The organism is Bradyrhizobium sp. 23, from assembly GCF_023073295.1.
GTDB classification, from domain to species: Bacteria; Pseudomonadota; Alphaproteobacteria; order Rhizobiales; family Xanthobacteraceae; genus Bradyrhizobium; species Bradyrhizobium canariense_D.
Window position 1 is genome coordinate 196,403 of sequence record NZ_JADPJF010000058.1, and the last position, 12,034, is coordinate 208,436.

Genomic DNA, 12,034 nt, shown 5'->3' on the forward strand with positions numbered 1-12,034 from the left:
CTTACTCCTCGGCGGCGATGCGGTGTTCGGCGCGCACTGCACCCGGCGTCACCTGCTTTGCGCGCGGCAGCACCAGCGTCAGCAGGCGCAACAGCTTGATCGCCTGCACTTCGTGGGGATGCACGTCCTCGTCCGCGGCCGCGACGCGCTCCGACAGTTCCATCAAATGAGCCGACAGCGGCAGGTCTGAAACCGGACGCAAATTCTCGATCACCACATTGGCGAAATCCGGCTCCTCGAGTCGTTCAGCAAGCTCGTCGAACATCGCGTAGAGCCGGTCGTCCGAGATATGCGGCGCCAGCTTGCGATCCCGGATGAACCGGACGACCTCGTCGCGTTCGACCGGCGAAACTTGCCGGTCGGCGACGGCAACCAGCGCGCCGACGATCACCAGTGCCACCGCAGCCTGCTCGTTCAGGCTGGATGGCTCGGTGATCTCGATTTCGATCGGATTTGAATGCTTGGCGTCGGACATCGTTGCTCCCTTATCTTGCGAAAGACCGCACGGAGCTGCGATGGGGACGATTCGGTCGGAGAGACTCTCAAGAAGGCCCGACGATCGGCCGATCCATCGCATTCGCGCGGGACAGGTCATCCGACATCACGAGGTTTTGCCGACAGCGTCGACTTCCTCGCCAGAGGGGCCCGGATTCTTGTTCGTTTCACACATAAAGATGGGGCTGTCGGAATCAAGACGACGCGACTGCGACCAGCCGCCGCATCGGGTTCCGTGTTGCCACATTGGCTAAGCAGTTCTGCGCGCTCCGCACCTGCGATCATGTCTTTTACTGCCGCCCGCGCAGGCGGGCGATCCAGTACTCCGAGACGCCCGTAGTTTGTCGAGAAGCCGCAGCGTACTGGATTCCCCGCCTGCGCGGGGAATGACAGCGGAGTGCGGAGCACTCAGCCTACCCCACCTGCTCGACAAGATGCGCCCGCGAGGGCGACGGCTCGAACCTGTCGCCGAAATATTGCGTCTCGTGCGCCACAAGGTCGTCGCGGAATTCCATGATACTCACGACGTAAGACGGCACCCCGTCATAGGTCAGCACGAATTCGCTCACCCAGAGATCGTTACTGCCGACGATCCGCCGAACCGTGAAGCGCTTCTTGTTCGGCTGCACGAACCGGCTCTCTTGAATCTTCCTGCGACCGCGGATGCGCTCGCCGGACTGCGGATAGTCGAGCACCGCGTCCTCGCGATAGATGTCGTGCTCGGCCTCGAAATCGTTCGCATCCGAAGCATCCCAATGGCGCTGGAGCGCGGCCAGCTTGCCCTGATCATCCATCGTGATCTCCCGTTGTACCGACTGCGTTTACGTTACGCATTTCAAATTGGCCTCAGGGCCGCCGGTGGCAAGGCTTGCTCGCAACGTCTAACAACGACTAACGAGCCAAAAACCCCATCCGATGCAATGATGACGGCAGAACCGCGCAGCCAGATCGGGAACACGCAATGGCACGTCTGCTTTCGGTCAATGTCGGCCTGCCGCGCGACGTCGCTTGGCAGGGTCGGACCGTCCACACCGGCATCTGGAAGGCACAGGTCACAGGCCCGCGCAGGGTGCGCCGGCTCAACATCGATGGCGACGGCCAGGGCGATACGGCCGGTCATGGCGGCGAACATCGTGCCGTATTCGTCTATCAGGATGAATCCTACCGGTACTGGCAGGAGCATCTGGGTCGATCGAACCTCGTTCATGGCCAGTTCGGCGAGAACTTTACGGTCGAGGGCCTCGCCGACACCAACGTGTGCATCGGAGACCGCTACAGGATCGGCTCCGCGGTGTTCGAAGTGACGCAGCCGCGCGTCACCTGCTACCGTCTCGGCATTCGCATGGACGAGCCGGACATGGCCGCGCTGCTCGTCAGGCACGGGCGGCCCGGATTCTATTTCCGTGTGATCGAGGAAGGCGACGTCGAAGCCGGTGACGAGATCACACAGATCGCTGTGGGACCCGAGCGCATGAGCGTGTTCGAGATCAATGCGCTGCTTTACGTGCCGCCTCATCCGCGCGAACGCCTGGAGCGCGCGCTGCGGATTCCCGCGCTGAGCCGCGGCTGGCGCCGTTCTTTCGAGGCGCTGCTCGAGCAGCAGAAGGACAACAAGACCGCGGGAAACGCCGGGCTTGGGCCGGCGGCGAGCCCAGCTCCGGCCTGGCGCGGATTCCGCTCCTTTCGCGTGGCGCGAAAGATCGCCGAAAGCGGCAACGTGACGTCGCTGATCCTCGAACCCGCCGACGGACATCCCGTGGCGGCCGCCCTGCCCGGTCAATTCGTCGTCATCAAGCTCGAGCCCTCCGGTGCGCAGGCGATGACACGCAGCTATTCGCTGTCGGGCGGCGCCGATGCCGCGTGCTATCGCGTCAGCATCAAGCGCGAAGTTCACGGCGCCGCCAGCCGTTACATTGCCGACGAGCTGCTGGCCGGCGCTGCCGTGCAACTAGGTGCGCCACGCGGCAGTTTCACGCTCCGGCAAGATGCACGCCCCGTCATCCTGTTGAGCGCCGGCATCGGCGTCACCCCTTTGCTCGCAATGCTTCACGCGCTCGCCGCCGAAGCGACGACGCGGGACGTGTGGTGGCTGCACGGCGCTCGCAATGGCCGCGAGCATGCGTTCGCCGCCGAGGCGCGCGAATTGCTAGGTGGACTCTCTCGTCACCATACCCACGTCTGCTACAGCGCGCCTGGCCCGGACGATCGTCTCAATGTGGCGTTCGACACAGCCGGACATCTCGACGCACGCCTGCTCCAGACCCTGAGCGTGCCGCGTGACGGCGATTTCTATCTGTGCGGACCGGCAGGTTTCATGAACGATCTGAAAGCTGGCCTCACCACGTTGGGCGTCGCACCGGATCGCATCCACACCGAATTGTTCGGCGCCGGACCGTCCTTGACGCCCGGCATAGCGTCCTCCCCGCAGAAGCGGGCGCACCCGCCGATCGGTGCCCCCGGCCCCGGCCCGATGGTTTCGTTCGCCCGGAGTGGCCTCAATGTCCGCTGGGGACCATCCTATGCCAGCCTGCTGGAATTGGCCGAGGCGTGCGACGTCCCCGTGCGCTGGTCGTGCCGGACCGGCGTCTGCCACAATTGCGAGAGCGGGTTGATCGCGGGGACGGTTGACTATGCGCCGGATCCGCTCGATCCGCCGGCGGACGGCAATGTCCTGATCTGCTGCTCACGCCCCCGAAACGACGTCGTGGTTGATCTGTAAAAGTGGGAGAGCGCAATGCGACCTGACATGATGCCGGGAGTAGCCTTCCCGGATTACGAACTCAGCGACCACACCGGCAAGCACCGGAAGCTCTCCGAACTGCAGGCGGGCGATCCAATGGTGCTCGTGCTCGGCCGCGGCGGATTTTGTCCCAAGGATCGTCGCCAGGCCGAAGGCTTGCTGCAACTCCATCGCGAGATGGAGGTGGGCTATTGCCGGATGGTCACGATCACGACCGACAACATCACCCAGACCAGCGAATATCGCAGCGGCGTCGGAGCGCACTGGCCCTTTCTCTCGGATTCGCGGCGCCTCGTTCAGAAGGATCTCGACATCGCCGAATACACCGACCCCGTCCACAATCCGATGATTCCGCACGTGATCGTGCTCGAGCCCGGCCTCGTCATTCACAAGATCTACAACGGCTACTGGTTCTTCGGCCGTCCAACCGTCGAAGAGCTCCGCCAGGACCTCAGGGCAGTCGGCATGAAGTGCCGGCCGGATTGGGACATCGCGGCGCCCGGCCTCAGGGCACTGTGGGACCAGGGCCGCAGGGAGCATTTTCATCCCTACGGCAAGGCTTACGTCGAAACTCTCGGCGAACGGGATTAGAACCACATTCCGACATCGTCCGCTCGGGCGAATGCCGGTTCGGAATGTGGATGATCCAGATGAAGACCAATCCCGCGCCCCGTGCCGACCGCATGGGCGCGCGCCAGATCTACGAAGTCCTGCGGGATCAGATCATGGCACGGGTGTACGGGATCGACGGGGTGCTGCCGTCCTCCCGCGCGCTGGCCGGTGAGATGGGCGTGGCGCGCTCGACCGTCACGATCGCCTACGAACAGCTCGCCGCCGAAGGCTTCATCGAAACACGCCATGGCGCGCGACCGCGCGTGGCTCGCGCCGTCGTCGAGCGAGGACGCACGCGCGTAGTGTCGCGGCCGTCGGCGCGGAAGGTGCGGCTGTCGGCCTTCGGGAACCGGTTGCTTCAAGACCCGCCGCGCTGGTCCGAGCCGCCGCGCGGGCTGGTCGCGAACTTCCGCTATGGCGAGCTCGCGCCGTCGGATTTCCCGGTACTGGCATGGAAAAAGGCCGTGACCGCTGCGATGGCGCGCAAGCCCGAGCGGCTGGCCTATGACGATCCCTGCGGGGCGCTGCGGCTGCGGACCGCGCTTCAAGGCTATCTCTGGCGGTCGCGTAGCGTCCGCTGCGAGGTCGATCAGATCGTCGTCGTCAACGGCTCGCAGCAGGGCCTCGACATCTGCGCGCGCCTGCTGCTCGATGCCGGCGACCGCTTCGTGATGGAGGATCCCGGCTACCAGATGGCGCGGCATACTTTCGCAGCGACGGGCGCCGAGACGATCCCGATTCCCGTCGACGTGGATGGACTGGAAACAGCGCGGCTCGATGGCGTCGAAGCCCGCCTCGCCTATGTCACGCCGTCGCACCAATATCCGCTCGGCGGCGTCATGCCGATCGGCCGCCGGCACCAATTGCTCGCCTGGGCCAGGGCAAACGACGCCTACGTGATCGAGGACGATTACGACAGCGAGTATCGCTACGATACCAAGCCGATCCCGCCGCTGCACGCGCTGGAAGGCGGCGGCAATGTGATCTATCTCGGCACCGTCTCCAAGACGCTCTCGCCGACCTTGCGGATCGGCTTTCTGGTGGTGCCCTCCGCCCTGCGATCCCTGATCGCCGCCGCCAAGCAGATCATGGACCGGCACACGCCGCTGATCGAACAGGACGCTCTCGCGTCGATGCTGGAAAGCGGCGCCTATGACGGCCACATCAGGCGCGTGCGCCGGCGCAACGCCGAACGCCAGCGGGCGCTGCTCGACGCGCTTCGCCGCAGGTTCGGGGACCGCGTCCGGATCGAGGGCACGGCCGCCGGCCTGCACATCGTGGCGTGGTTCGACGACCTGCCGCAGAAGCGAGAGGACGCGTTGATCAAGGCGGCCCGTGCAAAGGGCGTCGGCATCTATTCCGTCTCTGCGCTGTTCGTCGGACCTCGCCGACCGCGGAAGACGGTCGGCCTCGTCATGGGCTATTCGGCATTGGAGGTGGCACAGATCGAGCGCGGCTGCAGGCTTCTCGCACAAGCCGTCGCCGAACTGGACTGATCAAATAGACGATAACTGGCAGTTTCTTACAGGCCAGATTCCGGCTATCTCCAGAGCAACACCGGAGATAGACATGTACATCCCTCCCGCCTTCAAGGACGACATCGAGAGCATCCGAGCGACCATTCGCGGCGCCCGCCTCGCCAGCCTGGTCACGGCCACCAGCGAAGGCCCCGTCGCCACGCCGCTGCCGCTGCTTCTCGACGAGAGCGAAGGCGAACATGGCGTGCTGTACGGACATGTGGCGAAAGCCAACCCGCAATGGAAACTGCCGCCGATCGGAGATGCGCTGGCGATCTTCAGCGGTCCCGACGCCTATGTGACGCCGTCCTGGTACGCGACCAAGCAGGAAACCGAAAAGGTCGTGCCGACCTGGAACTACGTCGCGGTGCATGCCTACGGCCCGGTCGAATTCTTCCAGGAGCCCGAGCGCCTGCTCGACGCCGTGACGCGGCTCACGAATAGGCATGAAGGATCGCGTGCAAAGCCGTGGGCCGTTACCGATGCCCCCGAAGATTTCATCGCAACTCAGCTGCGCGGAATCGTCGGCGTGCGCATTCCCGTCGTGCGGTTCGAAGGCAAGCGCAAGATGAGCCAGAACCGTCCCGAGGCTGACCGTGTCGGCGTCGCGCAAGGTCTCGCAGCGAGCGAGAACGCTGGTGATCGCGAGGTTGCGCCATTGATTCCGGGTTCCGGTTTAGTGCACTTGGTTCCCGACACTCGCTGTCGGGAACCATCGTCCTGTCAGGTTCGTTGATACATTTCAGCAAGCATCTCCTGACGGAATTCCTATGTGCCGCTGGATCGCATACCGGGGCGAGACCACGTCCTTCGAGCCCTATGTCACCGAGCCCGAGCATTCGCTCATCGCGCAAAGCATCCGCTCGCTCCAGTCGACGGCGGGCTCGAATGGCGACGGCTTTGGTCTCGGCTGGTACGGTGAGCATCCGGAGCCTGGTCTTTATCGTGAAACACGCCCCGCTTGGTCGGACGAAAATCTCCGCTACCTCTGCCGCCATTTGCGCTCGCATCTGTTCTTCGCCCATGTGCGCGCCGCCACCGGCACGGCAGTGACGCGGCAGAACTGCCATCCCTTTGCCTGCGGCCAGTGGATGTTCATGCACAATGGTTTCGTCGGCAGCTGGAATCGCCTACGGCGCAAGGTCGAGGCGCTGATCCCCGATGCCTACTACCCCTCGCGGACAGGCACGACCGATTCGGAAGCCGTGTTTCTCGCCATGATGGGCGCGGGTCTCGACGCCGATCCGCTCGGCGCAACGCATCGCGTGCTGCGAGCCCTCGTCGGCCTCGTCAACGAAGGCGAGCTTCGTGAGCGGCTACGCTTCACCAGCGCCCTCGCCAACGGCCGGGATCTCTATGCCTTCCGGGTTGCGGTCAACGATGCCGCCAACACGCTCTATTTCCGCGAGGCTGGCGGCCAAGTCATCGTCGTCTCCGAGCCGTTCGACAAGGAAACAGACTGGACGGAAGTGCCCGCGAATCACGCGCTGGTCGCACGTGCGTCCGAGAGCGCGAAAATTGTTCCGTTCGATCTTGCCATTTCCAGTGAGGTCGACGCGGAACCCGCTCCTGCCAGAAGGATTATCGCCCGCGGGTAAATACCTTGGCCGGGTGGCACGATGACATTGGCGTCAGACGTCTTGAAACTGCTGCGGCTTGATTCCTCCGAGGACAGGCAGCACCTCGTCATTCGCTCGGCCGGCGGACGCGGCAAGGCTGCGGAATATTCGTTCGGTATCGAGGAGGAATACTTCCTCGCCGATCGCCGCAGCCTGGAGGTCGCGATCCAGACCCCCAATGAGCTATTCGAATCTGCGAATTGGTCGACAGGCGGCCAGGCGATGCGGGAGATGTTACAGTCGCAGCTCGAGGTCGCCACCAACGTGCATGTCGACGTCGCCGACGCGCGCGAAGAGCTTCGCTTCCTGCGTCGCGAAGTCGCAAACGTCGCGGCACAATACGGCTTCGTGATCATGGCCTGCGGCACGCACCCGACCGCGGTCTGGCGCATGTCGCAGCCGAGCCCGAAGCCACGCTACGAGGAGATGATTGAGGATCTGCGCAGCATCGGCCACCGCAACCTGATGTGCGGCATGCACGTGCACGTCCAGTTGCCCGATCCCGAAAAGCGCATGGCGGTGATGCGAGCGATGCTGCCGCATCTGCCCTTGTTCATCGCCCTGTCGGCCTCCTCCCCGTTCTGGAATTCACACAAGACCGGACTGAAGGGCTATCGGCTCGCCGCCTATTCCGAGCTGCCGCGCACTGGCCTGCCCGAATTATTCGAGAGCCGGCAGGATTACGACGAATATGTCGGCGCGTTGCAGCGCTCGGGCGTGATCCCCGATGAAAGTCACATCTGGTGGGCCATGCGCCCCTCGATGAAGCACCCGACCCTCGAGCTGCGTGCGCCCGATACCTGCACCTTCGTCGACGACGCCGTTGCCATTGCCTCGCTCTATCGCTGCCTGACCCGCTATCTCTACCTGCGACCTCATCTCTCGAAAGAGGTCACCGCGGTCGAACGCGCAATTGCGGTGGAAAACAAATGGCGCGCCCAGCGCTACGGCACCGATTGCATCTTTGCCTCCAAGGACGGGCCGGTCGAGATCTCCGAGCTGCTCTCCCGTGTGATCGAGGACATCGCCGAAGACGCCGCCGCGCTGAACTGCATGGCCGAGGTCGAACACTGTCGCACCATCGTCGAACGCGGCAGCTCGGCCGAATTCCAGCTTCGCGCCTTCCGCGACAATGCGGAAGACATCGCCGCCGTGTCGCGCTGGATCGCAGACGCGACGATCTCGGGCACGAGCACCCCCGCCGCAGGCGTTCCCGCGCCTTCATAGCGCCCGCGCAAGCTTCGCGAGCAACAATGTCGGTCCTGAATGCGTAAGGTCGCGGAGAGAACGATGAATCACGTCAAATGTTGCGCTGGCTGTGGCCATGGCCTCATTCCGATGCTCTCGGCCAAAGGGCGCGCGGAGCTCAGCTGCCTCTGGTGCGAGCTCATCGAGGCGCGTGCAGTGGACATGGCGAAGTGGGCTGACAGCCCGTACGGCAAGCCCGAGCGGACCGTCCGTCGAGCTTTCGAATGAACGGCTTCAGACACCCGGCCGCCGACTTCTCCTGATCGGCGCAGCTGCGCATCCGCGCCAGAATGCCGCCAAATTAGACAAGACACGTCTCGTCACCAGGATTGCAGACTGGGCGAACATGGCCATGCAGGCTGGTCAAGCGTGTCATCTAACCTCAAGTGCAACCTCGATTTTTCATCGCGTGGCGGCGAGTCGCAAAGCCTTGCGTGCCGCGCACCGCCTCGACTGGCCTAAAATTCGCAAGGCAGCATCAGGCCTGATCCCCTGCTCTCAGCAAGATGCGTGCGCCGAGACAGGGTGAGCGGGCCAGATCGGAGAATGCCATGAACGTGCATGCCACCGGCGATCTCAAATTCACCGGCCTCACCCGCCCGGACGGCGCGCCCCTTCGCCTCAACGATCAGGAGTTCGTGGCGATCGATCGCGACCGGAATGCGAAGTTCGAGGCAACGTACCGGCCGCAGGCCCTCTACAATCGCGCCAACGAGGGTTTCCACGCCAACAACGAAACCTTCCTGCTGCACGAGGTCGCGACCAATCTGCCGATCTATCTGCCCGACACCGGCCCTACCGACTTCCATCTTCATCTGCCGCCGGGCGGCTTTCAGCTCGTGCTGGTCACGTCGGGCGCGTTCACGTTCGATTATGACGGGCGCTTCTATAATGTCGGCCCCGGCGCGGTGATGCTGCAAAGCGCGATCGTGCACCGACAGCTGTTCTACACCTGGTCGGGACTGTCGACCGAAGAGAATCTGAAGACGCCGCAGACGGTGGTGCCGGATCCAATCTCGATGGGCTATTCGGGCAAATTCCTCGAAGCCTTCATCACTGACCCGACGACGTTTCCAAACCCGACCATCGTCGGTCCGGACCAGATCAACGAAGCCGAGACGCCGCGGGTGGCATGGAGCCACTCTCTGCATGATCGCCCGGTCGATGCAGGCTTCTGGCTCCAGGACCCCTTGGCGCTGGATGCGCTGTTCAAGCCGCTCACCGACAGCCCGATCAAATCGGCCATGCCGGTTTACGTGCGCGATATCGGGATCGAGGCTCCGAGCGGTCACCTCGTCGCCGGCCACATCATCGCAACCGATCCGCGCGGCCAATCGCTCTTGTCCAAGAGCACGTCGTCAGCGGCGGACACCACATGTTTCGCCAAGGGCGAGGTCGTGATCTACCGCGTGATCCGCGGCACGGCCGAATTCAGGAACAAGACTGGCGAGACCTTTGAGCTCGCGGCCGGCGATGTGGTGACGGCGGGCAAGAACGCCACAAGCCTCGTCGGTGTTGGTGAGAACACGCAGGTCCTTCGGCTCGGCCTTCTCAAGGGCATGAACGACCTCCGCAGCTGGACGCCGACGCAACGCGACGAGATCGACGGCCTCGCCGGTCAGATCATCACGCAGAAGGACATCCGTCCGCTGCGCACCGAGGGCAAGCCGGTCGGATACCTGTACGGCTGAGCGGAGTTACTCCGCCGCTTGGCGGACGTGGCGAGCGGTCGGGGTGCGCATGGTGACGAGCTCTTCGGACGCGGTCGGATGCAGCGCGATCGTCGCGTCGAAATCGGCCTTGGTCGCCTTCATCTTCACCGCAATCGCGACTGCCTGCGTGATCTCGGCTGCGGCATCGCCGACGATGTGACAGCCGAGCACTCGGTCGGTTGAACCATCGACGACGAGCTTCATCAGCACGCGGGTATCGCGGCCCGACATCGTCGCCTTGATGGGCCGGAACGTGGTCTTGTAAATGTCGATATGGCTGAATTGCGCGCGGGCTTCCGTCTCGGTCAGGCCGACGGTGCCGACCTCCGGCTGCGAGAACACGGCGGTCGGGATGTTGGCGTGATCGACCTGCACCTCGCGCTTGCCGAACACGCTGTCGGCGAAAGCATGGCCCTCGCGGATCGCGACCGGCGTCAGGTTGAAGCGATGGGTGACGTCGCCGATCGCGTAGATGCTGTCGACCGAGCTCTTGGAGAAATGGTCGACCGCGATGCCGCCGTTCCGCGGGTTGATGGCGACGCCGGCCTTCTCCAGGCCGAGATTGGCGACCGCGGGATGGCGGCCGATCGCGAACATCACCTGGTCGGAGGCAAGGCTCGATCCGTTCGACAGATGCGTGGTGAATTCCTCGCCGTGCCGATCGACCTTCGTCACCGTGCAGCCGGTCAGGATGGTGATGCCCTGCTTCTCCATCTCGGCGCGGACATGGGCGCGAACATCCTCGTCGAAGCCGCGAAGAATGTTGTCGCCGCGATAGATGACTGTGACGTCGGAGCCGAAGCCGGCGAAGATGCCGGCGAACTCCAGCGCGATGTAGCCGCCGCCCTGGATCACGATCCGCTTCGGCAGCTTGGCCAGGTGAAACGCCTCGTTGGAGGAGATCACGTGCTCGATGCCGGGAATCGGAGCGCCGTGATTGGGCGCGCCGCCGGTGGCGATCAAAATGTATTTTGCAGTGATCTTCCGGTCGTTCTCGAGCAGGCGGACGGTGTGCTTGTCCTCGATCACCGCGCGGCTCTTGACGATTTGCGCGCCCGACTTCTCGACATTGGCGGTGTAAGCCGCCTCCAGACGCGCGATCTCCTTGTCCTTGTTGGCGATCAGCGTCGGCCAGTCGAAGGTCGCAGACGGAACGGTCCAGCCAAAGCCGGCGGCGTCCTCGATCTCATGGCGGAAATGCGAGCCGATGACGAACAGCTTCTTCGGCACACAGCCGCGGATCACGCAGGTCCCGCCCATGCGGTACTCTTCCGCGATCATGACGCGGGCGCCGTAGCCGGCCGCGATGCGGGCGGCGCGCACGCCGCCCGAACCGCCACCGATGACAAAGAGGTCGACGTCGAATTCAGCCATTGTCCACTCCGACCTCTTTCAGAACATGATCCGGATTCCGATCAGATAGGGACTGTCAGATCTCCTTGCCACGCTTGCGCATCTCGGCGCGGAAGGCACCCATCACGGTCTCGGAGAAGTTCTGAGCCCAGGAGTTCATGAAGGCCATGCTCAGCCCGATCGCGCGCGGCTCGGCTTCGATCAGCTTCTTGCCCAGCGGCGACTTGTAGAAGGTGACGAGATCCTTCAGCTCCTGCTCGGTGAACTCGCTGGCATAGACCTGCGCCATGCCTTCTCCGATCTCCTTTTCGCGGCCTGCCAGCTGCTGGTTGACGACCCCGGCGACCTCGGTGAGATCCTTCTGATAGTTGAGGTTCTGCTGGATCAGCGCGATCCTGGTCTTATCGACCAGGCCGGGCACGGCGTTGGCATACATCGCACTGGCGTTCTTGATCGCGAGGATCTCCTTGGCGGCCGCGATGGCCGTCGGCGACGATTTCGGCGGAGCCGCCTGCTGGGCCCCGGCCGGGGCGACCGAGAGGGCCAGTCCCACAGCGAGGGTCGCGACCGGCAACAATTTCAAAACGCTCTTCATTCCTAGTCTCCTTTCGGCTTTCGCCGTTCAATCACGCGAATTCCCTCGCCACCCGCCAAGACAGCCGAGCTGGCCAAGCCGATGAACAAACCATGCTCGACGACGCCGGGGATCGCGCTCAACGCCGTGGCGAGGCGGGCGGG

The 12,034-nt window shown here is 63.9% G+C and carries 12 protein-coding genes; 7 read left to right on the forward strand and 5 right to left on the reverse strand.

The features are described 5' to 3' along the window. Position 1: 1 nt before the first annotated feature. Positions 2-475 carry a tellurite resistance TerB family protein gene (locus tag IVB32_RS14545; protein ID WP_085352736.1) on the reverse strand — a complete coding sequence of 158 codons (474 nt, stop codon included), beginning with the start codon at positions 473-475 and terminating at the stop codon, positions 2-4. A 433-nt stretch (positions 476-908) separates the two neighbouring features. Beyond that, positions 909-1,289 (reverse strand): nuclear transport factor 2 family protein, encoded by a 381-nt coding sequence (locus IVB32_RS14550; protein WP_204510894.1) that lies wholly within the window; start codon positions 1,287-1,289, stop codon positions 909-911. 167 nt (positions 1,290-1,456) lie between these two features. On the opposite strand from IVB32_RS14550, the gene IVB32_RS14555 reads away from it, so the two are divergent. The 7 genes from IVB32_RS14555 (at position 1,457) to IVB32_RS14585 (ending at position 9,922) form a co-directional block, all read left to right on the forward strand. Then, positions 1,457-3,214 carry an MOSC and FAD-binding oxidoreductase domain-containing protein gene (locus IVB32_RS14555; protein WP_247410633.1) on the forward strand — a complete coding sequence of 586 codons (1,758 nt, stop codon included), beginning with the start codon at positions 1,457-1,459 and terminating at the stop codon, positions 3,212-3,214. 15 nt (positions 3,215-3,229) lie between these two features. Further along, positions 3,230-3,826, forward strand: coding sequence for a redoxin domain-containing protein (locus tag IVB32_RS14560; RefSeq protein WP_085362153.1), 597 nt, complete (start codon positions 3,230-3,232; stop codon positions 3,824-3,826). Positions 3,827-3,876: 50 nt separating this feature from the next. Then, complete coding sequence (locus IVB32_RS14565) at positions 3,877-5,343, forward strand: PLP-dependent aminotransferase family protein (protein ID WP_247297645.1); 1,467 nt, start codon at positions 3,877-3,879, stop codon at positions 5,341-5,343. Between the two features lie 73 nt (positions 5,344-5,416). Beyond that, the gene (locus IVB32_RS14570) at positions 5,417-6,100 is read left to right on the forward strand and encodes an FMN-binding negative transcriptional regulator (protein WP_247410635.1); all 684 of its coding nucleotides are present in this window, start codon (positions 5,417-5,419) and stop codon (positions 6,098-6,100) included. A gap of 34 nt (positions 6,101-6,134) precedes the next feature. After that, on the forward strand, positions 6,135-6,962 hold the full coding sequence (locus IVB32_RS14575) for a class II glutamine amidotransferase (protein ID WP_085352733.1): 828 nt from the start codon (positions 6,135-6,137) through the stop codon (positions 6,960-6,962). 21 nt (positions 6,963-6,983) lie between these two features. Further along, positions 6,984-8,210, forward strand: coding sequence for a carboxylate-amine ligase (locus tag IVB32_RS14580; RefSeq protein ID WP_026233789.1), 1,227 nt, complete (start codon positions 6,984-6,986; stop codon positions 8,208-8,210). 572 nt (positions 8,211-8,782) lie between these two features. Next, positions 8,783-9,922: a hypothetical protein gene (locus tag IVB32_RS14585; protein WP_018459373.1), complete on the forward strand. Its 1,140-nt coding sequence runs from the start codon at positions 8,783-8,785 to the stop codon at positions 9,920-9,922. 6 nt (positions 9,923-9,928) lie between these two features. On the opposite strand, the gene gor is transcribed toward IVB32_RS14585, so the two are convergent. From gor to IVB32_RS14600, 3 genes are all read right to left on the reverse strand, one after another. Next, entirely contained in the window at positions 9,929-11,317 is a 1,389-nt protein-coding gene (gene gor / locus IVB32_RS14590) for a glutathione-disulfide reductase (RefSeq protein ID WP_018459374.1), read from the reverse strand. A gap of 55 nt (positions 11,318-11,372) precedes the next feature. Then, positions 11,373-11,891: a DUF2059 domain-containing protein gene (locus IVB32_RS14595; protein WP_085352730.1), complete on the reverse strand. Its 519-nt coding sequence runs from the start codon at positions 11,889-11,891 to the stop codon at positions 11,373-11,375. A gap of 2 nt (positions 11,892-11,893) precedes the next feature. Continuing rightward, positions 11,894-12,034 (reverse strand): ribose-5-phosphate isomerase A (locus IVB32_RS14600; protein ID WP_247410647.1); only part of this gene is annotated, 141 nt, incomplete at its 5' end.